The sequence below is a fragment of the Acidobacteriota bacterium genome (assembly GCA_038040445.1).
Taxonomy (GTDB): Bacteria; Acidobacteriota; Blastocatellia; order UBA7656; family UBA7656; genus Onstottus_A; species Onstottus_A frigus.
Genome location: JBBPIG010000016.1, coordinates 1 through 23240, shown reverse-complemented (window position 1 = coordinate 23240; position 23240 = coordinate 1). Strand labels below are relative to the sequence as shown.

At 57.6% G+C, this 23240-nt stretch carries 20 protein-coding genes; 11 read left to right on the top strand and 9 right to left on the bottom strand.

Annotated elements, in window-relative coordinates:
• Window positions 1–54: 54 nt before the first annotated feature.
• Window positions 55–768, top strand: a complete 714-nt coding sequence (locus AABO57_17295; GenBank protein ID MEK6287501.1) for a hypothetical protein — start codon at window positions 55–57, stop codon at window positions 766–768.
• 581 nt (window positions 769–1349) lie between these two features.
• On the opposite strand, the gene rlmB is transcribed toward AABO57_17295, so the two are convergent.
• Complete coding sequence (rlmB, locus tag AABO57_17290; protein MEK6287500.1) at window positions 1350–2078, bottom strand: 23S rRNA (guanosine(2251)-2'-O)-methyltransferase RlmB; 729 nt, start codon at window positions 2076–2078, stop codon at window positions 1350–1352.
• A gap of 236 nt (window positions 2079–2314) precedes the next feature.
• Between rlmB and AABO57_17285 the strand changes: the two genes are divergently transcribed.
• Window positions 2315–3247: a phosphatase PAP2 family protein gene (locus AABO57_17285; protein MEK6287499.1), complete on the top strand. Its 933-nt coding sequence runs from the start codon at window positions 2315–2317 to the stop codon at window positions 3245–3247.
• A 27-nt stretch (window positions 3248–3274) separates the two neighbouring features.
• Here AABO57_17285 and AABO57_17280 read toward each other — a convergent pair whose 3' ends face one another.
• From AABO57_17280 to AABO57_17270, 3 genes are read right to left on the bottom strand one after another with little or no spacing between them, the layout of a single operon-like run.
• Window positions 3275–4432, bottom strand: coding sequence for an FAD-binding oxidoreductase (locus AABO57_17280; GenBank protein ID MEK6287498.1), 1158 nt, complete (start codon window positions 4430–4432; stop codon window positions 3275–3277).
• A 44-nt stretch (window positions 4433–4476) separates the two neighbouring features.
• Window positions 4477–4863, bottom strand: a complete 387-nt coding sequence (locus AABO57_17275) for a plastocyanin/azurin family copper-binding protein (GenBank protein MEK6287497.1) — start codon at window positions 4861–4863, stop codon at window positions 4477–4479.
• A gap of 20 nt (window positions 4864–4883) precedes the next feature.
• On the bottom strand, window positions 4884–5651 hold the full coding sequence (locus tag AABO57_17270; protein MEK6287496.1) for a DUF420 domain-containing protein: 768 nt from the start codon (window positions 5649–5651) through the stop codon (window positions 4884–4886).
• A 222-nt stretch (window positions 5652–5873) separates the two neighbouring features.
• Between AABO57_17270 and AABO57_17265 the strand changes: the two genes are divergently transcribed.
• The gene (locus tag AABO57_17265) at window positions 5874–6710 is read left to right on the top strand and encodes a lysophospholipase (GenBank protein ID MEK6287495.1); all 837 of its coding nucleotides are present in this window, start codon (window positions 5874–5876) and stop codon (window positions 6708–6710) included.
• A gap of 19 nt (window positions 6711–6729) precedes the next feature.
• Here AABO57_17265 and AABO57_17260 read toward each other — a convergent pair whose 3' ends face one another.
• Genes AABO57_17260 through AABO57_17250 form a run of 3 tightly spaced genes read right to left on the bottom strand, consistent with a single transcriptional unit; the run spans window position 6730 to window position 9447 of the window.
• Entirely contained in the window at window positions 6730–7719 is a 990-nt protein-coding gene (locus AABO57_17260) for an ornithine cyclodeaminase family protein (protein ID MEK6287494.1), read from the bottom strand.
• A 33-nt stretch (window positions 7720–7752) separates the two neighbouring features.
• Window positions 7753–8601 carry a response regulator gene (locus tag AABO57_17255; protein ID MEK6287493.1) on the bottom strand — a complete coding sequence of 283 codons (849 nt, stop codon included), beginning with the start codon at window positions 8599–8601 and terminating at the stop codon, window positions 7753–7755.
• Between the two features lie 18 nt (window positions 8602–8619).
• Window positions 8620–9447, bottom strand: coding sequence for a DUF1028 domain-containing protein (locus tag AABO57_17250; protein MEK6287492.1), 828 nt, complete (start codon window positions 9445–9447; stop codon window positions 8620–8622).
• Between the two features lie 324 nt (window positions 9448–9771).
• On the opposite strand from AABO57_17250, the gene AABO57_17245 reads away from it, so the two are divergent.
• The 4 genes from AABO57_17245 to AABO57_17230 all read left to right on the top strand — a co-directional run bounded on the left by AABO57_17245 (window position 9772) and on the right by AABO57_17230 (window position 13093).
• Window positions 9772–10890 (top strand): phosphotransferase family protein, encoded by a 1119-nt coding sequence (locus tag AABO57_17245; GenBank protein MEK6287491.1) that lies wholly within the window; start codon window positions 9772–9774, stop codon window positions 10888–10890.
• Window positions 10891–10995: 105 nt separating this feature from the next.
• Window positions 10996–11715 carry a histidine phosphatase family protein gene (locus tag AABO57_17240; protein MEK6287490.1) on the top strand — a complete coding sequence of 240 codons (720 nt, stop codon included), beginning with the start codon at window positions 10996–10998 and terminating at the stop codon, window positions 11713–11715.
• A 211-nt stretch (window positions 11716–11926) separates the two neighbouring features.
• Window positions 11927–12595, top strand: coding sequence for an intradiol ring-cleavage dioxygenase (locus AABO57_17235; GenBank protein MEK6287489.1), 669 nt, complete (start codon window positions 11927–11929; stop codon window positions 12593–12595).
• 288 nt (window positions 12596–12883) lie between these two features.
• A complete protein-coding gene (locus AABO57_17230) occupies window positions 12884–13093 on the top strand; it encodes a hypothetical protein (protein ID MEK6287488.1) in 210 nt (69 codons plus the stop codon).
• 397 nt (window positions 13094–13490) lie between these two features.
• On the opposite strand, the gene AABO57_17225 is transcribed toward AABO57_17230, so the two are convergent.
• The gene (locus AABO57_17225) at window positions 13491–15812 is read right to left on the bottom strand and encodes a penicillin acylase family protein (protein ID MEK6287487.1); all 2322 of its coding nucleotides are present in this window, start codon (window positions 15810–15812) and stop codon (window positions 13491–13493) included.
• Window positions 15813–16059: 247 nt separating this feature from the next.
• Between AABO57_17225 and AABO57_17220 the strand changes: the two genes are divergently transcribed.
• From AABO57_17220 to AABO57_17205, 4 genes are all read left to right on the top strand, one after another.
• A complete protein-coding gene (locus tag AABO57_17220; protein ID MEK6287486.1) occupies window positions 16060–18696 on the top strand; it encodes a GAF domain-containing protein in 2637 nt (878 codons plus the stop codon).
• A gap of 55 nt (window positions 18697–18751) precedes the next feature.
• Entirely contained in the window at window positions 18752–19642 is an 891-nt protein-coding gene (locus AABO57_17215; GenBank protein ID MEK6287485.1) for a hypothetical protein, read from the top strand.
• A gap of 244 nt (window positions 19643–19886) precedes the next feature.
• A complete protein-coding gene (locus tag AABO57_17210) occupies window positions 19887–20291 on the top strand; it encodes a toll/interleukin-1 receptor domain-containing protein (protein MEK6287484.1) in 405 nt (134 codons plus the stop codon).
• A gap of 43 nt (window positions 20292–20334) precedes the next feature.
• Window positions 20335–22536, top strand: a complete 2202-nt coding sequence (locus tag AABO57_17205) for a cobaltochelatase subunit CobN (protein MEK6287483.1) — start codon at window positions 20335–20337, stop codon at window positions 22534–22536.
• A gap of 187 nt (window positions 22537–22723) precedes the next feature.
• Here the strand turns inward: AABO57_17205 and AABO57_17200 are convergent, their stop codons facing one another.
• On the bottom strand, window positions 22724–22900 hold the full coding sequence (locus tag AABO57_17200; protein MEK6287482.1) for a hypothetical protein: 177 nt from the start codon (window positions 22898–22900) through the stop codon (window positions 22724–22726).
• Window positions 22901–23240: the final 340 nt, after the last annotated feature.

Sequence of the window (23240 nt, the reverse complement as noted above, 5' to 3'; positions counted from 1 at the left end):
GAATCCTCATTCGCAGTTTGATCTAAGACCGATAATCGAGAAAGGAGAGAATGTATGCCTAAACGAGCGAAGCTGATTTTGGATAGCGGGTGCTTCTTGCCGCTGAACGACAAGAAACAAACCTACTCTCAAATAGGGTTGTTTCAATGTGACAAGTCCTGGGCTGATTTCACTGTTCGCGTTGACGGTAAGGAGAAGGACTTTCCTGCGCTTCGAAAGCTTGGCAGCAATTGCAAGATCGAGGTGCGTCACGTTAACGAAAATGGAACCGCCAAGAAGGGGAGGGTAACATTCCCGAAGACGTTTCACCGCCGGCTACTTGAGTTGAAGGATCTGTACGGCGAGCATGTTCCGGTTAACTCAAAGACCTTTGACTGCATAGTCCTCTTGAGAACCGGCCAGTTTTCGTCCAAGGACACGCGGCTCGGGCGCGTTTTCAAGAAACATACGAAGCGCGCAAAGGGAAGGCCCGTACTCCAGACAAGGGTCGCGCCCAAAGAGCTCAAGAAGCCTATCATGCACGACATTGTTGTGAGATATTCGCTGGAAGAAGGCGAATCGATCGAGTTCCTAAGAGACGGTACGCCGTTTTGGTCGACCAAGGAGGCGAATGCGAAGCAGAGTATCGAGATCAAAATAAATGCAGACGAGTCCACGGTGCCGAAGTACTTTGGCGATTCGTTTCAGACACGCCGGGGTGAGTTGTGGCTGCCCAATCCGAGCGATCCACCGCCGATGTGTCCGAACCCGCCATGCGAGCCGGAATAAGAGAAACTCGCTCAAGCGGTTGTGTAAGCCCAAGTCAATGGCATCAGGCTGTTAGCGCCTCCAGTATCGCAGGAGTGTGTGCGTGAGAGATCGCACTCGCGAGGCAATGAGCTCGCGGGAGGGACCAGATGCGAGCGTAGCTACCGGATTTGAGCTTGTGGCTACGAGTAGAGAGGTCTTCGATGTTCCCGTGATCGCTGGTCAGGATGATTGTCTGTCGAGAAAAATCCGCAGTCTCGATCACGGCTCGCAGAACCCTCGTCGAGCATGTGATCGCGAGCTAGATCGCCTCGGCGGGCGTGACCGATGCGGTCGGGTGATTAAGTGAACGTACAGCGACAACCGGAATGCTCTAGAAGTGTGGAGAAGGCTACGGTTCCACTCGACATTGAGCACGCGGCCTGTTTGTGGGAACGTAGCGGTCCCACGCCCTTCAAACCAGCCTTAAAGTGCGACAACGGATTGCTCTTTCGTGGTTGAAGAACCGCTCGTGTGAGCCGGGTCGATCCGTCGGCTCTCGGACGTTAGCTCGGACCGAACAAGGGCAAGGTGTGGTGTATGCCCGCGAAAGCGCAAACCAACTACTTCTTGAAGCGCTGCCTGAGTGCTTCAAACAAAACGATACCCACGGCTACCGACACGTTCAGCGAAGTCACCTTGCCGCGCATCGGAATTGACACCACCGCATCACAACGTTCGCGCACCAGCCGATGAAGGCCCTGGCCTTCGCCGCCAAACACCAGAGCAAGCGCTCCCGAGTAGTCGAAATCCGTGTAAGCCATCTGGCCTGAGGCTTCCACACCCACAACCCAGACGTTGCGCCGTTTCAAGTCTTCGATGAATGAAGCCAGGTTGGTCACCCGAGCGACCGGCAGGTGCTCGACGGCGCCCGCTGAAGTTTTCGCAACAGCATCGGTGACGTGGGCGGCTCGGCGTTCGGTTACGATAACCGCGCTCGCTCCACCGCACTCCGCTGTCCGGATGATTGCGCCGAGGTTGCGAGGGTCTTCAATTCCATCGAGTAGAATAAAAACAGTCCCGGGCGAGATTCGGTCCAACAGTTCGTCTCCATCAGAGTAGGTGGCGGCCGTGGTGATTGCGATGACGCCCTGGTGATTCGCGTTGCGAGTTAGCCGGTCCAGCGACACTCGCGGCTCACGGCGAATCGGAACGCGGGCGCGGCGAGCGGCTTCCATCACCTCGCGCAGCCTGGCGTCTCGCACCCCTTCCGCTATGACTATGCGATCTATGCGACGCCCGCCGGCTTTCAGCGCTTCGAGCACCGGCAGCACTCCGTAGATGTTTGGCATATGGTCACCTTTTAACGCATGACTTCGGCAAACTCAAATCGCTTACAGAATCCGAGCGAACGGAGTTGATCAGGTGCAGCGAGAATTCTCCATGTGTCGTGTGAAGCTGACGCACTCTTCGGTTCGATCCGGCTATTCAGCGTGCCAGAGAGCGATTTCTTGCACATGCATGCGTGGTACGCCGCTCGCCCTTTGAGTAGCCGGCCTTAGTCTAACCCTGAGCCGGTGGAGCGAGCTTGTCATCGAATACTCTTTTCAAGGATCGCGTACAGTCCTGGCAGATAGCCGTTTGCCTCGGGGTCTGCGCCTATCTCGCGCTGGGTGTGGCCACCAACAGCGTTCGAGCTTACCACTGGTTCATGCTCCTTGCTCTACCCGCCGCATTGATCTCATCCGAACGCGGGCGAAGGTGGTTCATGGATTGGGCGCCCCTGTTTGCCTTCTGGCTCGTGTACGACCGGCTGCGATTGATTCAACCGCTGCTCTATGCCCGGGTAGCCGTCGGCCATCCCTTCGAGATCGAACGGTGGGCCTTTGGCTGGGCCGCAAGAGGCGCCGTGCCCGCGCACGCGGCGCATGCGTGGCTCGGAGCGCACTCCGGGGCATTCGCGGTGACCATTGAATGGGCGGCACAGGTCATCTACTTCTCACATCTTTTTGTCGCGCCGCTGGTCATCCTGTCGTTGTGGGCGTTGGGTGCTTCTCGAGAGCGATACCGCGCAGCATTTCTTCAGCACATCCGTGCGTTCACGCTGTTGAACTTCGCCGCTATTGTTGTGTACCTGTTGTTGCCGGTCGCGCCACCGTGGTGGGTAACTCTGAACGGCAAGGCGCAACCAACCGCCGAACTTGTCGCCCAGGCGAACATTGCAGCAGCGATGCACGGGAGGTTGATTTGCGGAATGATCGGGAACGCGTCTCAGTGGTTCGCGGCTGTGCCATCGCTGCACGGCGCCTATCCGGTGCTCTTGTTGTTGCTCGGTTGGAAGAACAGAAGCCTCAAAACACTAACCGGCCTCGCGGTGTACGGGACTGCGATGTGGATGGCAACGGTGCTCTTGAATCAACACTACATCGTTGACCTTCTGGCAGGCGGCGTGTTAGCGATAGCCGCATTTTATGCGGCCAAGTCTCGCCACTTCACAAAAGTCTACAAGCTGGGATTATGACGTCAGAGATCTCGTCGAGCGCGGGCCTCACACAACGTTGGCTTCTCGATCGGTTGCGCCTCGCGAAAAACGATCGAACGAGAACGGCGTGATGTCTGTCTCTCGAGCGTCCCCTTGTACGATTAGTTCTGCAAGAATGCGGCCGGCCGCCGGCGAGTGTTGAAACCCGTGCCCGCTGAAGCCCGTGATCATGAAGCAGCCTTCGACTTCACTGGCGGGACCGATGATCGGCATTGCGTCGGGCGTCATTTCATAGAGCCCGGCCCACGCGTGCGCGATGCCGGCGTCTGCGAGGACGGGCAGTCGACTGACTGCCGTTCGAGTGACCTTTTCAAGGAACTCCCAGCTCACCGTCGTGTCGTAACTCGAAGGTTCACTCGGATCTGACATGCCAAACAGAATCCCCGCGCCCTCGCGATGAAAGTAGAACGTAGTCTCGAAATCTATCACCATGATTCGCGACGCTGGCGCGGAGCCCGGGGCGATCGGTTCGGTGATGAAAATATGCCGCCGAAACGGACGCACCGGCACATCGAGGCCCACCATCTTGCCGATGTCGCGCGCATAAGGCCCAGCCGCGTTAACGATTCTGAAAGTTGATATCCGGCCTCTTGTCGTTTCGACCGCGGTGATCTGACCTGCTTCGGTTTTGATGTCAGTCACTTCAGTTTCGCGATAGATCTCGGCGCCTGCGGCTTGAGCGGCCCGCGCAAACCCCATAGTCACGCCGTTAGGGTCGGCTATCCCGTCGCGCGCGCAGAAGGTCGCTCCGGTCACGCCGTCGACCTCAAGCCCGGGTGCGAGCTTCTGTGCATCACCGGGCGAAACGACTTCGACTTCAACGCCGAGGCGGCGCTGCATCTCGATGCTTTCGCGAAAGGCATCGAGGTCGTTCTCGCGCGTCAGAAGAAACAGATAGCCGTCTTGATGAAAGTCGATCTCGGTGCCGACTTCTTCGGCGAAGTGCTCGAACAGCCGGATTGATTCGATTGAAAGCCTGACGTTTGCTTCGTTTGAAAACTGATGACGGACGCCGCCCGCGTTGCGCCCAGTCGAGCCCATCCCAAGCATCGGCTGACGCTCTACAAGCACGACATCGTGAAGCCCATTGCGCGTGAGATAGTAAGCGACGCTCGCGCCCATGCACCCGCCGCCGATTATGACCACTTCTGCGGTTGTCTTCACGGTGAAGCACAGCTTTCAGGAAGTTTGAAGGTGGCGGAAAGGTTTTACCTCTTTTGTCCGGCTTTTACGACAATCTTGCCCGCCATATCTTTGCCGCCTTTTTCGCCGTGAAATTCGCAGTGATAGGCGAACGTGCCCGCCTTATCGAACTTGTGCTCGAACTTGTCTCCTTGTTTGAGCGCTTCCGATTTGAACGAGCCGTCGTCGGCTACGACCGAGTGCCGGCCGCCTTCGTTGACCCACTCGACGGTAGTACCGGGGGCTACGGTCAGCACTTTGGGATCAAACTTGAAACTGCTTATCTTGACCGTGACTTTCCCTTCGGTCGTGACAACGGTTCGGCTCGCAGCGGTTTTGGGTCCCGCCGAGGAGACTATGGCAACTGCAGAAGCTATTGCCGCGATCGAAATGATCAATGAGAGTTTTCGCATGAGTTTCTCCTTCTTTGAGTTTACTTTTCGCGAGGCGTCACAGTTACGACTCCGGCCATGTCTACACCGTGCGTGTCGCCGTGAAAGCTGCAGTAATAGGGATACACGCCGGGCGTGTCGAATTTGTGCGCGAACTGCCCGCCGGCTGCGAGCGTGTCAGACTTAAACGAGCCATCGTCGGCCTCGACCGTGTGGCGGCCCTGTTCGTCGGTCCACTCGACGGTTGTTCCGGCCTTGACGGTCAGCTCTTTGGGTTCGAACTTGAAGTTTGAAATCTTTACGGCAACTTTTTCCGGGGCTGCGGCTGAGGAAGTTACATTCGCAGGCTGAGCGCTGGATGCTGGCGCGATGTACCAGAGGTAATAAGTGCCGATGCCGATTAGTATTACGAGCCACCACAGCGCAAGCTCGGTCCGCATCCACGGTTTGTAGCGTTTGAAGCGAAGCTTCCTAGGCACAAGCCTGGTTGCCGCGACCAGCACAATGTAGATCCCGAGCACTTCAGCTATCGTGCCCAGGATTGCGTGCACATTGGGCACCAGGTAGTAAGACTCTTTCAGGCCGCCGGGCACCTGCGGCTCCACCTGCTTATGAAAGGATGGAGCCATAATCAGGAAGATCATCACCAGGTTCAGAAGCATGACCGATGACTGACAGTACTTGTGCGCGCGAAACTTTTTGCGTTTGGCAAGAAACATTCCAGCAAGGAGCGCGAGGCCCATGGTTATCTGGACAATCAGGTTCAAGTCCGCGCTAAGAGTCGCACCTGTTCCTAAAAGGCCGTTCATTCGTTTCTCCTGAAATTGGTATCGAAGCCCGAATATTCCCTGACAAACAGTCTGGCGTCAAACTTCATTACGCGAGCCAATCACGATTCGGATTGCAGCCGCGAGTATTTCCGAAGGCGCCTGCGAGCTCGCAAACGTAGACAAACTCCCAGCCCAGGCGCACAATCACAGTCAACATCGAGGCGGACCACTTCAATCGCAAGCTCTGACAGAGGTAGTTCAATGACCTACATCGAAGAGACAGTTACGACCAGTGACGGGTTACGCCTCTATCTGCGAAGGCGCGAGGTTGCAAATGCGCGCGGTGAGATACTCATCTCTCACGGGTTCGGCGAGCACAGCGGCAGGTATGGCGCGCTGACCGACCACCTCGTCGCTCACCACTATTCGGTGACCGGCTACGATCACCGCGGGCACGGACTTTCCGACGGATTACCGGGGCACGTTGAAAGCTTCAATGAGTACGATGATGACCTCGATAGAATGATCGCCTCCGTGCGCTCGCGCGGCGAGTCACGGCCGCTGTTCCTTATCGGCCACAGTATGGGCGGGCTGATCGCGTTGAGATACGCGGAGCGAAAGAGCGGTACGCTAGCCGGGGCGATAATCTCTGCTCCGCTGATTGAAGTTGCGGTCCCGGTCCCTGCTTTTAAGCTCATGATCGCGAGAGTAGGCGCCCGGATGGCCCCGCGAATGCGATTGGACAACGAAATAAATCCCGCGAATCTAAGCCGCGACCCTGAGGTTGGGCGCGCCTATGCCGCGGACCCGCTGGTCAATCGCAAGGTGAGCGCAAAGTGGTTCTCCGAAGCCACACGAGCTATGCAAGAGGTGGCCGAGCGGGCTTCTCAGATGACCACGCCGTTGCTGGTGATGCACGGTAGCGAAGACAAGCTCGCGAGCGTCGACGCAACGAAGCGACTGTTTGAACGTATCGGATCTTCTGACAAAGAGTTGGTGATATATCCGGGCTTCTATCACGAGCTGTTCAACGAGCCGGAGAAGCTGGAAGTGTTCGCGCGCGTGACCGAGTGGCTGGATAAGAGAAGAATTGGATGAACAAAGGCAGGTGCGCAATCTACAGATTCACCCTTGTGCCGATGTCTCCGGCAGTCGCTCTCGTATACGCAAGTCTTGCTGTAACCAAATCCTCAATCGCAAGGCCACAGGATTTGAATAGGGTGATTTCCGACGGTGACTCACGCCCGGCTACCTTGCCTGAAACAATGTCTGCCAGAGTTCCTTTTATGTGACCGGAGTTGATCGCGCCTTGCGACATTGGAATCAGTATATCGCCGGCTTCGCGTCCCGCCGCGGACTCCGCGTCGACGATCACTCGCGCGCGCCCCACCGTTTCAGTGTCCAACTCGCGAGTCGTAGGAGTGTATGCGCCGATCGCGTTGATGTGAGTACCAGGGTTCAGAAGCTTGCCGTCGAACAACGGCACGGGCGACGAGGTGCAGGTACAGATCAAATCAGCCGTCGCGGCAGCTTGCTCCGCGGATACAAGTTCACACGGAAGATGATGGGCCGACCGGACGCGATCACCGAGCGCGCCGGCCTTATCAGCCGAGCGAGATGCAATCATCACGCGGTCTATTTCCGCCACCTCGATCATTGCTCTTATATGAGCCTCCGCCTGCACGCCTGCGCCGAAGACGGCCAAACGCCTTGATCCTGGCCTCGCCATGAATTTCGTTGCGACCGCCGAAGTGGCGGCGGTGCGAATCGCGGTAATGAGTCGCCCTTCCATCAGCGCAAGCGGAACGCCGGTCTCGCTGTCGAGCAGCAAGTAAACGGATTGAATGGTGTCCAAGCCGCGCTTCGCGTTTTGCTCAAAGACCGAGACAATCTTGGTGCCGAGCGTGCTGCCTTCCGCGGTATCGATGGAGCCCAGATATGCGGGCATCTCGAGCAGCACGCCTTTATGCGCCGGCACATCGAGTCGAAGGCGCTCGGGCGCGTAAGCCGTGCCGCCGGCCAACGCGCGAAAGCCTGCTTCAACGGCTTCGATTACTTCGCGCATCGAGAGAACGGCGCGGAGGTCTGATTCGCTGAGGATCAACATTGAGTGTTGCTGGTAAGTTCGAGCGTGAAGGACTCAGCTCTGCGGCTTTTCGTCAACGTACTTAACGAATATCAACTCATTGTGTTTTTCGTTGTAGACAAGTTCGTCGATGACCTGCGAGGCCAGCATGATTCCAAATCCGCCCGGCCGCAGGCCCAGCTCCTGGCGCACTTCCATGTGCTTAGTCGGTTGGTCCGGAGGATTGGCGAATGCGGCGTGCGCGATCTCTTCGATGTTGAAGCCCTCGCCTGGGTCTTTGATCGAATAGAGTATCGCGCGCTTCAGGTTGATGAACTTGATATCGACCCGCTTCGAAGGGTCGCACTTGCCCCCGTGCTCGATCGCGTTGTTGAGCAATTCACGGAATACCGCACCTACGGCGTCGCGAGTCTCCTTCGGGATGTGGTCGTGAAGATGCCCGAGGAATTTTTGGATCGGTTCCACTGCGTTCAGGTCGCAGGGTACGCGCAGTTCGATCCAATCGGGCCTGTCGGAGATGACTTCGATCTGACAGCCGATCTCCCTGCTCATCACCGATCTGACTGCTTCGACAAGCTCCTCGGTATGGAAAGGCTTTGACAGAAACTCACAGGCGCGATTACGCAACGCGCCGATTACCGTCTCACTTGTCTTGTGCCCGGTCATGACGATCGCTCGCAAGTCGGGGTAGATCTTCCTGGCACGTTCGAGCAACTCGATCCCGGTCATGCCGGGCATCATTATGTCGGTGAGCAAGAGGTCCACCGCTTCGCTGTTGAGCACGACGAGCGCCGCGTTTCCATCGGCGGCATCGATGACGTGATAGCCTTCGGCGTCCAGAACCGCGTGATAGATATCGCGGCTGGGTTTGTCGTCCTCGGCTAGCAACACGGTGGCTGACATAAGGTCCCTCAGTGATTTCTAACGCCCGCGCCGGGGGCGCTCCTTGACCCAACGATCGTAGCGCATTCGCAGAGTCTTGACTGGATTGTCGTTCTCGTGGGGTTTGATGTCCTGATCCGTCACCTGAATCTCGACGAAGTAGTTTCCGTCGTTGAGCCCCTCGCCTATCTTATCATTCTTGTTGGCGACGACAAGATAAGCGACGTGAGCCGTCTTGTTATCGCATGAAGCAGGAGGGTCGGGCGGGGTGCCGCAGTTGCAGCGCCGGTCTCCGCCGCGAGCGTCCGCCGCTTCCATCGCAGCCATCACGCGATCCGCAAGCGTTCCTCGGGCCTGCTTGAAAGCCTTGACCGCCTCTTCGACAACATCGTCTTGCGTAAGAATGTTTCCCTGGATAGAAAAGTAAACCTCGGCGCCTTCGACTCTGCCCTGCCGGTCGAGCGATTGCTTGCCGTTGCTCGCTCCCGAATAACCCCCCGAGCGTCCCTTAAGATCGACGATGCCATACTGACGCGAGGGATGATTCTGATCGTCGGCCTTCAGCATATCTATGATACGAGCGGGATCAGTGCCGCGGTTCAGCTCATTAGCGATCAGCTTCTGAAGCCGGCGAGTTCGATCCACATTAGCCTGGGCGGCGGCAACGCCAATGCCGGGAAGGATGATGGCTTGAACGTCTTTCAATCCTTTTGCCGGGAAACCGGCGAACGCTTGTTGAGGAACGCAGGTGGCGGATGCGATGACCACTTGCCCTGTCTTTCGATCTACGGCGATGACCGACCATGTGGCGAACGCTCGCGCATGAAGTGTTACGAGGAGAAAAAGAAGAAAACCGGTTTTTCGCATAAGTCTCGGGCACCTGAGGCCAGGACATCGTATCGGGCCGCGACGATAGCATGAAGGTTACGTGAGTTTCAACCGTAACTCGGATTTTGTGTAGCTCGGGTTTCTAGTTGCCCGGCCTTCAGTCCGGGTCACGAGTTTGGAATTCAGAAGAAGATTGAAAATTGAGAATTGAAAATTGAAAAATGAAAATTGAGAAGTGCGCGCGACAGCATCACGCCAGCCAATTTTCAATTTTCAATTTGGCCCGCGTTGCCCGGGCTAAGGGCTATGCCACCTCACCTTGAATTCAGAAGGTTCACCGCATAATATTCGCTGACTACATCGATGCAATCCGACACGATTACAGAGAACGGCGACACCGCGCCGATCAGGCCCGGTGAAGAACTCGACCTCCAAGCGCTCGAGGGATACTTGCGTGCGCACCTATCGGAGCTGCTTCCGGGCGAGCCCAACGATCACGCGCGCATAGAAGTCGAGCAGTTTCCCGGGGGGCACTCGAACCTGACTTATCTGGTGAGGCTTGGCGGGCACGAATTTGTTTTGCGGCGGCCTCCGTTCGGCCCGGTCGCGCCGACGGCACACGACATGCCTCGTGAGTACCGACTGCTCGGGGCCGTTCATCCGCTGTTTCCGCTCGCGCCACGGCCTTACTTGCTCTGCGAAGACACCTCAATTATCGGCGTGCCCTTCTATGTGATGGAGCGAAGGCGAGGTCTGGTCATTCGCCGCGATATACCCAAAGAGATTGGCGGTGATCTCGGGCTGCGCCGGCGGGTGAGCGAAGGCATGATCGATACGCTTGCGATGTTGCACGCAGTCGATATCTATTCGTCAAACCTGGTTAATATCGGCAAGCCTGTCGGCTTCGTCACCCGCCAAGTAAAAGGCTGGACCGAACGATGGCACCGCTCGAAGACAAACGAGCTGCCGGATATTGAGGAGGTGATTCAATGGCTCACCACCCGCATTCCGCTCGAGCCTGATCGCGAAGCGGGACGACCGGCAACGCTCGTGCACAACGATTTCAAGCTCGACAACACGATGCTTGATCCTCGGGACCCGGCTCGCGTTGTTGCGGTGCTGGATTGGGAGATGTGCACGGTTGGCGATCCGCTGATCGACGTTGGAATCTTCCTGTGCTACTGGGCCATGAAGGGCGACCCCGAGGCGCGCCGCGAATCGATAAGTCCTGTGACGACCGAGCCCGGCTGGATCACCAGGCAAGAGATCATCGAGCGCTATGCCCAAAAGACAGGTCGTGATCTTTCGGGCATCGCGTTCTACGAAGTGTTTGCGCTGTTCAAAACGGCAGTCGTGCTGCAGCAGATCTACTTCCGTTTCGTAAAGGGTCAGACCCACGATGAGCGGTTTAAGCAGTTCGATCGGCGTGTGAATGGCCTGGCGCGGGCGGCGTCGGATCTGGCGGAAGAATCGGGAATCTGAGGATTTCGGATTTTAGATTTTTGATTGTCCCAGGGTTGATCGCTCGACTTGGTCCCCGCAATCCAAATCTAAAATCCACAATCCAAAATCACCGAGGGGGATTGGTTGAGCTACATCTATTTCATACGTCACGCGCAGGCTGGATCGCGCGACAACTACGACGTGCTGTCCGAGCCGGGTCAGCAGCAAGCGCGGTTGCTCGGTGAGCACTTCCTGGCCCAGGGCGTCGAGCTTGGGGCGGTCTATTCGGGTGGAATGCGCCGCCAGCGTGAGACGGCGCAGATCGCTTGCGAGGTGCTGACGCGCGCAGGACTGGAGGCGCCCGAGGTGATCACCGACGAACGCTGGAACGAGTTCAGCCTGATATCGGTGTACCGGGCGATCGCGAAACGAATGATGAAGGATGACGCTGACTTTGCGCGCGACATTGAAGAGATGCAGCAAGCGATCTCTCGCGATCCCCACACGACCGGAGGCGCCGTGGGCCGCTGCGACCAGGCAGTAGTACGAGCCTGGATGGAGAATCGTTATCCCGATTATGCCGGAGAAGCCTGGTCTTCATTTCGATCCAGGATTCATACTTGTGCAGGAGACATATCGTCGAACCATCATACGGAGAAGGCGATTGCCATTTTCACTTCTGCGACACCCATCGCGATAACTGCCGGAGCCGCGCTGGGGTTGAGCGACGAAAAGCTGTTGAGCATTTTAGGCGTCATCTACAACACCAGCGTGTCGGTCATGAGAGCGCGCAATGGCGAGCTGCGCCTGTTCAGCTTCAACGCGACGCCGCATCTCAGCATATCGCAACGTACTCTCAGGTGAGCGAGGCCGTCCGTCTTGCGTAACCGCGATGGATGCTGTTTATTAAGAAGTGCCAAAGCTGCGGAATGTCCTTAAAGCGCCGCGACGACAAGGTGGCAGGACAAACGCCGACGGTTTGAACCTCTCGATGTATTGGAAAGAGCGAGGGTTTCACAAGATGACGCTTCAAAAAGGTAGAGCATATTGGTCGATAACCTAGGAGACACAGAACATGAATAAGAACAACTTCTCACGACGGACTTTTTTGGGCAGCGCCGCAGTTGGGGCATTGGGGACCGCTGCTTTCTTTGCGCCGGGCGTCTTTGCCGAGCACTTGACGCAAACGCCTGCGCAAACCGAGGGGCCGTTTTATCCGGACAAGATGCCGCTTGATAAAGATAACGACTTGCTGATCATCAACGATTCGATCACGCCGGCCGTTGGAGTGATCACGCAGTTAGCCGGGCGAATCCTCGACCGCCGTGGCGACCCAATCAGGAACGCCGAGGTTGAAATCTGGCAGGTGGACAACAACGGCTCGTATCTCCACACCAAGAGCGACAACTACCCCAAGCGAGATCCGAACTTCCAGGGCTTCGGCCGTTACGAGACCAGCTCGACCGGCAAGTATCACTTCCGCACGATCAAGCCGGTGCTATATCCCGGCCGTCAGGCTCCACATATTCACTTCATGGTCAAGGTTAAGGGCCACGAAAAGTTCACGACTCAGTGCTACATCAAAGGGCACCCGGGAAACGCGGCTGACTTTGTGCTGAAGGGAATTAAGGACGCGAAGGCTCGCGAGTCGGTTATTGTTGACTTCACTCCGATCGAGACGTCGCGCATCGGCGAGCTTGCCGCGAAGTTCGACATCGTGCTCGGCTACACGGCGGTAGCGTGAGGGGAAGGCGAAGGTGCAAATGAATCCGGTAAGAGAAGCCCGCGTAGCGGGCGAAAGCGTGTAGCCCAGGGCAAGTCCGCGCAGCCCTGGGTCGGCGTCGCTGGGATCTCACGAGCCCGCGTACGCGGGCGACAGCGGTGATTCGGGCAGCAATCACGCAATTGGTAACAGTGTGCCGCGGCCTTCGAAGCGAGACCATCTGCCGCCCGCTACGCGGGCTCGACGCAGCGTCCATCGCGGTTCCCAAACGCGGCAAAACGCTGCGTGGAATAGTTGAGGTGATCAGCGATGATTCGGAACAATGATGAACTCGAAGCAACGAAGGAACGCATCCGGTACTTTCAGGACCAAGTGGAGAGACTGCGCGTGGTTGAGACCAATCCACACAATTATCGGTCGTCAGCGGGCGGCTATCTGGCCGAAATAGACCGAATGAATCTTGAGGTCAGAGAGTATCTGTCGGTTCACCCGAGCGAGATGAATGACCAAGCCGCCTGATATTGGCCTGCGGGCCAGATAAAGAATGGTCGGTACGACCCATCTACCAAGCGATGCAAGGCAGGAGGACTTGGAACATGGGCGGAAGGAATCGCATCTCATTTTGTTCTTAAAGACGAACTCATCGCAACTCTCTTGAGAAAGCTTGAGTCTTCAGACCGAGGAGAACAGGAGTACGTCTTCCGGTATTTCCTCCATCTTATTCCCGGAGCTTATGGACGCTCCCTCTCGCAGATATGTTCGAATGATTCGAGCGGGTCTGCAGAGCGGAAACAAGCTTTTTCGCGATGCGTTGGAGGGCATTGAGTTCCTTGTCGCTGGCAAGGCGGATCCCTGGCTGGATCCTTTCGTCGAGGATTTCGAGAGGTTCGAAGAGGGCAGCGAAGCTATCCCTTTCTCACGCCGCTTTGCGACGCTCTGTGTCACCAGGATGATACACACGCTTACTATGAGCCTTGATCTCCGGCAGCGTGAACCACGCGGGTTTGAACTCCTTCTTCGAGTAAAGCTGAGCCTGGTCAAAATGGTAAGGCGACTTCGGGTCGGCGCTTTGACCAAACACCAACAATGACCGGGCCTGAACCTTCGGGCCGAATTCGACTACGCTCACAAACGATGTGCCCGCCACTCCGTAGCGCCGTTTCTGACCGTCAACCGGTCGCGTGTAGAAGTTGTTGACGATGCCCACTGGCCCGGGCGCGCCCGCGATAGGCAAGCTCGGACGCTCGTCGCTGAACTTCTCAAGCTCGCCTCCGGATTGAATGCGCTGTAAGCGATTCACTTCGCCCCACGCGACCTGCCACGTGCCGAAGTCGCGATTCAGATCGGCGGCTACTTCTTCAAGCGCGCGAATCTTCAGCCAGTCGTCGCTGACCTTCTGGGCGCGAAGCCTGCCCATTCGCTCGAACCAGAGAGCAAACAGCGTCATCGCTTTTGAGTCGATGGTGCTGACGTGGTTCCACGACTTCAACTCGGCGATCGGGTCGGCGAGCTTGGCCGCTCGGGCGGCATCTTTCTCTTTCAGCTTTTCCCATTCTTCGGCAAGCTGCGGTATCTGAGTTTCAGACTCGAGCACGGTCGTGTCTAATCCCGCGCGAGCCCAATCGTCGAAGGTGAACTTCTCGCGGCTCGAAAGTATTCTTCGTGAAATTCGAGCGCGCGCGTTGTCGGATTCGCGAGTCATATAGCTCGGGAAGCTCTCCTTGACCGGGTTGCCTTCGGTGGTCGTCGTGAAAGGGGTCTGGTTGCAGTTCTGCATAAAACCGGTCTTCGGGTTGGTCAACTGCGGCAGTTCGTCGAAGCTGTGGTAGCCCTGCCACTCGGCCTCGGGATTGCTGCCGTCCACGGGCTTCGACCAATCGAACTTAGTCGAGCGACGCGGCACCGCGCCGTTATACGCGTAGAAGATGTTTCCGTCGCGATCCGCGTACATCACGTTAAACATAGGGACCGCGCCCCCCGAGATCGCCGCTTTGAACTCAGCCAGCGATTTCGCTTTCCCCATCAAGTACCGCTGATAGGCCGAGCCGCCGTCTTCCAATTTCGCGAGCTTGATCGAGAGCGGCTTGCCCTCTCGCACTGACACTATCGGTCCGTGATGAGTCTTGCGGAACTTGAAGCTCTTGGGCTCAACGCCCTTTGCAGTCTTCACTCCGATCGTGTCGGTCCATTCAGTGGCCGCTCGGTATCCGTCGCCGTAGCGATATGCGAGTTGGTTCTTGGCATCATCGAACTTCTCGATAAACACATCGACGATGTCAGGGTCATTGACCGTGTGGCTCCAGCCGAGATACTCGTTGTGCCCAATGGTCGGATGAGGCGAGCCAAAGAACGACGCGCCGCTCAGGTTCCAGCCTTCATCGCTGTGAATGTGTCCTTCGTACCACTGGCCGGGACCGAAGAACGGCTGATGCGGATTGATGAACAACAGCGCGTGCCCACTCGCGCTCCTCGACGGCGTCACCGCCCACATGTTCGAGCCAACCACCGGCTCGCTTTCCGGTTCTTCTAGACCCCCGAGGGGAATGCCAGGAGTGTTCAGCGAAGCAGTCGTTGACGCGGGCGCGCCGCCTGAGTCGAGCGCCCCGACGGCTGTCTTTATTTCATCAACCTTCAAGCCTGACTTCCCGTAGATGAACTGTTGATATATCAGGAACCGCGTGGCTGCGTACGAGTACCACGGCTCGAAGCGCGTGATCAGCCGCGGCTTTACTTGCGGGTTCCGAGCCAAAAAGTAGTTGAGCCCATCGGCGAGCGCATCGCTCAGTTCGCGCTCGCGCCCGGTCGCGCGATCGTATTCGGTTTTAGCCAGTTTCGGAATCTCGAGCGCGCGGTTCAGCATGTCATCCGCGAGAGTTCTGTCGCCGTAGACTTCCGACGCGCGGCCAAGCGCTCGGATGTAGCTGTCTTCGATCTGCCAGAAGTTGTCCTCGGCTTGCGCGTAGATGTACCCGAACACGCAGCTCGCATCCGTCGGCCCGTAGACGTGCGGCACGCCGTAGCTGTCTCGATAGATCGTGACCGATCGCGCGATCTTTTCGGCCTTTGCTTCGGCTGAAGTCTTCGCCGGTACGGCGGCCGTCAACGCGAAAGAGACCAACAACGCCGCGAGCGCCAACCGCGTCACCTTCGCGCGGAGAGCTTGCGCTATCGTGAGTCTATTCGCGAGGGTGCGTTGATTTCGGGAGCCCCGAGTCCGAAGAGAGTCGTTGAAAGCCATGGCAGATCCTCCTGAGATTCTTGTCGATGACGGTGTCTGATTGGAACTGCACGAATTCTACAGTTCGGGTTGCGGGCGCGCAAGCGAATGAGCCGCGCAACGTTAGCGGTTGCACGTTGCGCTAGTCCGGCATTTCCGACTAAACTCTTCGCGCTCCCTTCAGCGACAACTGAGCCGCCAGCGTCAACGAGCGGAACAGGCTTGCGCTTACCCCATAGGTCTCTTTGCAGTTCGTTCGAGAGTAGACATGCCATCCTTACTGATTCAGACGGGCTCGGCGACGATAGTGATTGCCGTCGTTGTTTTGGTCCTGGCTATTGGACTCATGGCTTTTATGTTTGCGCGGTCGGGCGCACAGAGAAGAGAGCGCGAGGCTCGAGTGCGCGACCGGCTGTTAGAGATGGAACGCGAAGGGCAGTTTGCAGCGGCAGCCGACCGCGTACCGGTTTCTCGGCGGCCCGCCGAGATGGTCTCGCATATTGCCGGCCTATTCCACGAGTATCTGTCGATGTGCTTGCTGGCTGTTTATGCAGGACAGGAGACGGAAGCCAGCCTCGTAGATGTGAGCGGCGAGAGCGAAGTGTGGGCGCCGTCGCTTTCAATGGCGTTGCCGGATTCGGTGCCTGCATCATTGCTGACAAAACATTCGCAACCGGCAGTCGTGAACCTTGCTCTGATCGGCGGTAAGGAAGCTGCTACGTCCCACGTTGCCGAAGAACCTTCGGATGAACAAATCGCGCTGAAGCCAGAAGAGAGCGCGGACGCCGACCACATTGAGCAAGGTCAGACTTGGGTCGGGAGCGGCAATGAACCGCCAGCCGGGCCAGGTATCGAGGACGTGATGCTTGTGCCGTGGCACGGTCCATTTCAGTGGAACGGGCTGATCGTTGTGTCGGTTCCTGCGGGTACCCCGGCGGATGCGCTTGATCCGTATCGTGAGTCACTGGCCCGATTGACGGACCGGCTTGCGGTGGCGCTCGAGCTTGAACTCACTGATGCGGCGATTGAAGCTTTCGACGAGCGGGCGTCGCGCACTACGGACTTTTCGCGGTCGCTCATTTCGTGCCTGGAAGAGGTGTCGCCCCTCGACGCAATCGTCCGCGAGGTGACCAGGCTTATGGGCAGCGACAGCGCGGCGTTGTGGCGGGTCGACGAAGCGGGCGCGATGGTAAGGATGGTCGCGGCTTATGGGTTGAAGTCGCCGGAGTTCTTGCCGTTGCCGATTGGGCAGGGACTCGCCGGCGGAGTAGCCCAGAGCGGTGAGACGCTCGCGATCGAAGACGCTCCCGCCGATCCGCGCTGCATCTTCCCGCGTGAAGCTCGCGAGAGCGGCATCGTCGCCTATCTGGGCGCGGCGCTGGCGGCGGATAGTGACATCCTGGGTGTCATCGAAGTTCATTGCGGCACCCGGCGCTCGTGGACAGAGAGCGATCGGCGCGCACTGGAATCGGCTGCGACGGTTATCTCCGAACTGGTCAAGAGCACAGACTCACGAGGTAACCGGCTGAGAGTCGAGAGCGCGTACCTCGGTTTGTCGGAGGCGCTTCAACGACTGCGCTCGCCCGACGAGGTCAAAGAAGCGGTGGTCGAAGTGCTCGGTCATGCGCTCGGGGCATCGCGCGTTATGGTGGTCGAGTTCAACGATCTCGGTCAAACGGATCCGATCAGGCAAGAGTACCGGCAGCCTTCCGCAAAATCGGCTCTAGGAGCCACTTTTGAGGAGACGCTGGTTGCCAAGGTTGCGTCCTCGGCGGGCACGCAGGCGATAGCGATAGCCGGCTCTCAAGAGCTATCGTTGATGGGCGCGGAGATGGCAGCCGAGCTCGACGTAGTGTCTGAGCTGGCAGTTCCGATCAGAGTCGACGGCAAAACAAGCGCGATCGTCTATGTTCATCAGTGTGACCGCGTCAGGGAATGGGAGCACGAAGAGGTCGAGTTTGCAGAGCGGGTGGTCCGTCAGTTATCCCTTTCACTCTCGAACCTGGGCTCGCGAGAACTGGCGCTTACCGAGGCGCAACTGGCTCGCGACGAAGCGCGGCGCGCGAGTGAAGGAGGCAGCCGCGCGGAAGCGATGCTGACCGGGCTTCCGGAGATGGTCATCGGCTTGGATCGCGAAGGCAACTTGAGCTTCTTCAACGCGGCAGCCGCGGATCGGCGCGGTCTCACACCTGACGATCTGGGCCGCCCGGCGGAATCGCTGACCAATGCCGAGAACCCGATTTGGCGGCAAATCGCGACATGTGAAAGCGTGACGCGGTTTGATGCGCAGATGAATCTAAGATCGGGGGCCCATGATGCAATGACGCCCGTCAGCATCTCCGCAGCGCCCCTTCGCAATGAGAAGGGTGAGATCAGCGGCCGCCTGATCGTCGCGTCAGACTTGAGTCATACAAAGTCGGGCGATGCTTCGGAGCGCATACAGCAACTTGAACAGAAGCTCCAAAGCCTCGAGCGGGTGCTTGCGCATTCGCGAGACGTGGAAGAACAAGCTCGGGCGATGCTCGGGGAAGCATCGGCGCTTGAAGCAAAGGCGCGGTCTGAAGCTGACGACTCGCGGCGCGCTGAAGCAGAAACCAGACAACAACTCGAGCGTGTTCAGGAAGAGCACAAACAGGTGCAAGGCTCAGCTCAGCAATTGCTCGAGATCAACAAGCTCAAGAGCGAGTTCATTGTGAACGCCGGGCACGAAATAGAGGCATCACTGCAATCGGTGTTGGGCCTGGCCGAGCTGCTTGAACGCGGCTCATACGGCAACCTTACGGCCGAACAGCGCGAGGCAGTTCATGGCATATACGGTTGGGCCCGACGGATCAAGAGCGATGTAGACTGGCTGATCGAATACGGCTCGACGCGCACGCGACGGCTTGAATCGAGCGGCGGCTAAGGCGATCATCCGATACAAGTACTAATTCCGAACATCCTTAGAGAGGTGAAGAACAATGAAAAGAAATGTCTGTCTCTTGCTAGCAGTTTCGGCGGTGTTGTTAGGCACGGTGTGCGCTGCGGCGCAGACAGCGCCCCAGTTACCCAAGGTGCTTTGGATCTACCGCGAAGATGCCAAACCCGCTCGCGGCACGGCTCACGAGAAAGTTGAGCGCGGGTTCGCGCAGCATTGGGCGAAGAGCAAAGTCGATCCTTTTCTGGCGTTGGAAGCTGTGTCGGGTAACGCGACGGAAGTGATGTTCTTGTCGGGCTACGACTCGCTTGCGGCGATGGAGAAGGACTATCAGGCCTTCGGCAAAGCGGCTAACGGACCGGAGTATGAGGCGCTCGAACGTCAGGAAGCTGAAGTGGTGAATAGCGTACGTTCGATGGTAGCCGTGCTTCGTCCGGACATGAGTTATCGCCCGGAACGATTGATGGGCGTTCTGCCGCAATGTCGCTACTTCAACATCGAAACGTTTCGAGTGCGGCTAGGGCGTGACGCCGATTTTGCGGCGGGGGGAAAGCTGTTTCGTGACGCATTCGAGAAGATGAAGCGCGAACAGCCTTACGTAATGTACCAGGTGATCATGGGCGCGCCCCAGGGGACTTACTTGCTTTTCACTCCGATCAAATCGTTCAAGGAAATTGACGACGAGTTCGCGACTGAGGGCGCTCTCATGCAGGCGATGGGGGAGGAGAACATGAGGAACCTGATGAAGGGCACGGGAGATGTTTTCCTGAGTATGGAAAGTAACGTGTACGCCTTCAATCCCAGCATGAGCAACCCGTCGAAGGAATTCGCCGCGGCCGATCCCAAGTTCTGGACGCCAAAGCCAATGAGCAAACGGGCGCCGGCGGGGAAGAAGGAAGGCGCCAAGCCAGCTGCGGAGGGCAAACCTCAGTAAGGAGTCGACAGTTCACGAGGAACAGTAAAGCCTCGGGTCGCGGCGCAAGGAACGACCTGAGGCATTCAACTTGTAGGTCGCTGCCTTATCTAGCTGGCCTGTGAAGACTGGGCCTATCATCCGGAGAAACTGAATGCAAAAGAGCCCGCAAGATCGGCGGCTGGTGTTCATCAGTCACAGCGGGAAGGATACGTGGGTGGCTAGCAGCTAGAGTAAACGCGGGCGCTAATGAGGGAACTGAGTGATGAGCACACACAAAGTCTTCATATCCTATTCTCAATCTGATAAGGAATGGGCACGTAAGTTTGCAGAGACTATCGCGAGTAGCGGGGTCGAAGTTTGGTTCGATGAGTTCAATATCAAACCAGGCCAACCGCTAGTCGAGGCGCTAGAAAAAGGGCTTAGGGAAAGTGACGCCGTGGTGTTATTGATCAATGCAGAAAACGTAAATCGCCCGAACCTCTTCTTCGAGATAGGTGCAGCCTTGGGGATGAACAAGGCAATAATCCCGGTCGTGCCGAAAGACTTCGAGTATAGTAAGTTGCCTCTCCCCCTCCAACGCATAAAGTTTCTTGTTCGAAACTCGCCTGAAGAAACAGCAAGAGAATTAGCCAGTGCGGTGGAAGCGCTCTACGGCGAGGCAGCATAAGGCCGCGCTTTATCGAGCAGTTGAACCAAGCGAACCTTTTCACGTGAAGATAACAGTTTTTTATGTAGGAACGAGTTTGCTCGCGCCGCTCAGACGCGCCGAAGCCGAGATCAATTCTCATCACAAACTCGAGCTGCAAATTGCAAGCTACAACTGTGGCGCGCCGCTCACCGAGCCCCAATGGAATTCGGCTGAGCGTGATGTTGGCGGCAGCGACCTGGTCTTCGTCATACACGTGACCGAGGGGGAGAACGCCGCCAGAATCGCGGCGGCCCTCGATCGTTGCGGCAAGCGTCACAGCGCTGTAATCGCCTTCAATTGTATGCCTGAGCTGATGCGCCGGGTGCGGATGGGCAAGCTCGACTTCGGCAAGCTGATGAAGCCGCGCGAATCGGACGAGCAAGGCGGCGAGAAAATATCGGGGCCAGGCATTGCGCGGAAGCTAGGCACGTGGATGGCTGACTTCGTCAAAGGCCGCACGCCGGTCAGCGGCGATTCACCCAAGCGGGTAGGGCCCCCGGCGAACGCAGACCAGTACGTCAAACTCATCGGCCGGCTGCCTTCGATTCTGAAGTTCGTTCCAGGCGCCGGCAAACTCCGCGATATTAAAAACTACCTTCTGCTGTTCGGCTACTTTCTTCAACCGACGCCAAACAACATACGCTCGATGCTGCTGTTTGCGATCAAAAGCTACGCGCCCGGGGATCATCGCTCCCTCGAGATTGAACCCGCGGAAGCTATGCCCGTGATGGGCGTCTATCATCCGGACGCCCCGAAGCTGTTCGAGACTTTCGAAGCTTACAAGGAGTGGTATGAGCGCAAGCGCCGGCGCAAGCTTGATGGTGATCAGACTATCGGACTGCTGTTGATGCGGCCGCAGATTATCAGCGATGCGCGGCGGCACTACGACGGATTGATCCGAGCCATAGAGGAAGAAGGCTTGTGTGTGATACCGGCGATTTCAACTTTCATGGACAATCGCGACGCTTGCCGGAAGTTCTTTGTCGAAGACCTCGACGTGGTGGGGCGCGCGAAGCCGGAGGAGCAGGGCTCCAAACGAAACGGGGGAGGGAAGCCGCGTGTAAGCCAGGTTGTTTCACTCACAGGGTTCAGCTTCGTCGGCGGGCCCGCGATGAACGACAGTCAGGCGGCGGCCGAGTTTCTGAAGCGGCTGGACGTTCCGTTCCGTTCGATGGTCTCGCTCGACATTCAGACGATCGAGAGCTGGAACCAAAGCAAGCTTGGACTGAATGCGATTCAAGCCGCGATGCAGGTTGCCATTCCGGAAATAGACGGAGCGACGGAGCCGTTTGTCTACGGCGGCTTACCTGCGAACGGGAATCAGCCTGAACCGCTGGAGGAACGCTGCCGGCGAATTGCGCGGCGGCTGGCTCGATGGAACCGATTGCGAGTTGCACCGCGCGCCGATGTGCGGCTTGCGCTTCTGGTCTTTTGCTTTCCCCCGAACAAAGGGAACATCGGCACTGCTGCGGACCTCGATGTTTTCCCGAGTTTGTGGGAGATACTCTCGAAGTTGCGATCAGACGGCTACGCTGTCGATGTGCCGGACAGCTCAGAGCAGTTGCGCGAGATGTTGCTCGAAGGCAACTCAGCCGAGTTCGGTATGCTGGCGAACGTCGCCTATCGAATGAGCGTGGACGAGTATCGACGGCTTTGTCCTTATGTCGGCGATATCGAGCGCGAGTGGGGACGAGCGCCTGGCACGATCAACTCGAATGGCCGCGAGATTCTCGTGTTGGGATTACAGCTTGGAAATGTGTTTGTCGGTGTGCAACCGACATTCGGGTACGAAGGCGATCCGATGCGGCTGCTCGCGGCTGAGAGCGGCGCGCCGCATCACGGGTTCATGGCGCTGTACACCTACCTCGAGAAGGTCCTTTGCGCGGATGCAGTGGTGCACGTGGGCACTCACGGCGCGCTGGAGTTCATGCCTGGGAAGCAGGCAGGCTTGTCGGAGAAATGCTGGCCCGATAGGTTGATCGGAGAACTGCCCAACATCTACCTCTACAGTGTCAACAATCCATCTGAGGGAACGATCGCAAAGCGGCGCTCTTACGCGGAGCTGGTTTCCTACCTGACGCCTCCCATAGAAAACGCCGGGTTGTACAAAGAGTTGGTCTCGATGAAGGAGCTGCTGACTGCGTATCGCCGGGCCGGCGGCGAGGTCGAACGCCATCGATTGTTCGAGGCAATCGAAGAGAAGGCGCAGCAATTGAATCTGTAGAGCTGTTCCTATTGATTCAAAGGGCTGCCGCAGATTCTACAATGCGACCTTCGCTTCGCGTTGAGGTTTCGGCATTCCGCGCAGCGATAGTACATTCTGCGCGTAAAGAGGTTGGTGGCAATCGCGCTGATGACGAGAATCCCCCCGAGCACGGCAATGGTCAGCAGAGTGTCGGCGAAACTTTTCATCAGTTCCTACCCGCCACTCGTCCTTCCGCCGTAAGAGCGTAAAAGTCGCTCCCGCGTTCTTCGAGCAATCCTTGGCGAACAAGTTTGGCCACGAGGTCGAGCACTTGCCCGCGCGCCTCAGGATCGTTGCCGCCTGCTTCGAAAAGGGTGTGCAAGTCCAGAGTATCGCTGTTCATCTGAGCGAATAGGTTCAAGATTCTTTGCGTCGATTCATCCAAAGCGAGTCACCCGGAAATTAGAAGAGTCAAACGTCCAGCACATCGACTCAATGATAGTGGATATGGACTTCGCTGTCATTGACACACTCAGGCTCGGCGTAACCTCTTCCGCTCCTTGCACCGCCCGCTTCACGCTTCCCAGGGACTCTCGTCTACGTAACGCGTCTGCGCTTGGCGGCACTTCGCCTCGGTCAGGTCGGCAAGAGCACTCCCCGTACAAGGCGTGGAAGACGTTCGGCAAACAAAAAGAGGAGGGTCACTCGATCGTGACCCTCCTCTGGTTCGTAAGCCGGAGTGA

Excerpts from the sequence above, each read along its gene's own strand:
- rlmB (MEK6287500.1), bottom strand. The coding sequence starts at position 2,078 with ATGCCAAACATCTACGGAGTGCTGCCGGTGCTCGAAGCGCTGAAAGCC.
- AABO57_17250 (MEK6287492.1), bottom strand. The coding sequence starts at position 9,447 with ATGCGAAAAACCGGTTTTCTTCTTTTTCTCCTCGTAACACTTCATGCG.
- AABO57_17230 (MEK6287488.1), top strand. The coding sequence starts at position 12,884 with ATGATTCGGAACAATGATGAACTCGAAGCAACGAAGGAACGCATCCGG.
- AABO57_17260 (MEK6287494.1), bottom strand. The coding sequence starts at position 7,719 with ATGTTGATCCTCAGCGAATCAGACCTCCGCGCCGTTCTCTCGATGCGC.
- AABO57_17220 (MEK6287486.1), top strand. The coding sequence starts at position 16,060 with ATGCCATCCTTACTGATTCAGACGGGCTCGGCGACGATAGTGATTGCC.
- AABO57_17200 (MEK6287482.1), bottom strand. The coding sequence starts at position 22,900 with ATGAACAGCGATACTCTGGACTTGCACACCCTTTTCGAAGCAGGCGGC.
- AABO57_17270 (MEK6287496.1), bottom strand. The coding sequence starts at position 5,651 with ATGAACGGCCTTTTAGGAACAGGTGCGACTCTTAGCGCGGACTTGAAC.
- AABO57_17235 (MEK6287489.1), top strand. The coding sequence starts at position 11,927 with ATGAATAAGAACAACTTCTCACGACGGACTTTTTTGGGCAGCGCCGCA.
- AABO57_17225 (MEK6287487.1), bottom strand. The coding sequence starts at position 15,812 with ATGGCTTTCAACGACTCTCTTCGGACTCGGGGCTCCCGAAATCAACGC.
- AABO57_17210 (MEK6287484.1), top strand. The coding sequence starts at position 19,887 with ATGAGCACACACAAAGTCTTCATATCCTATTCTCAATCTGATAAGGAA.
- AABO57_17275 (MEK6287497.1), bottom strand. The coding sequence starts at position 4,863 with ATGCGAAAACTCTCATTGATCATTTCGATCGCGGCAATAGCTTCTGCA.
- AABO57_17265 (MEK6287495.1), top strand. The coding sequence starts at position 5,874 with ATGACCTACATCGAAGAGACAGTTACGACCAGTGACGGGTTACGCCTC.
- AABO57_17255 (MEK6287493.1), bottom strand. The coding sequence starts at position 8,601 with ATGTCAGCCACCGTGTTGCTAGCCGAGGACGACAAACCCAGCCGCGAT.
- AABO57_17215 (MEK6287485.1), top strand. The coding sequence starts at position 18,752 with ATGAAAAGAAATGTCTGTCTCTTGCTAGCAGTTTCGGCGGTGTTGTTA.
- AABO57_17295 (MEK6287501.1), top strand. The coding sequence starts at position 55 with ATGCCTAAACGAGCGAAGCTGATTTTGGATAGCGGGTGCTTCTTGCCG.
- AABO57_17245 (MEK6287491.1), top strand. The coding sequence starts at position 9,772 with ATGCAATCCGACACGATTACAGAGAACGGCGACACCGCGCCGATCAGG.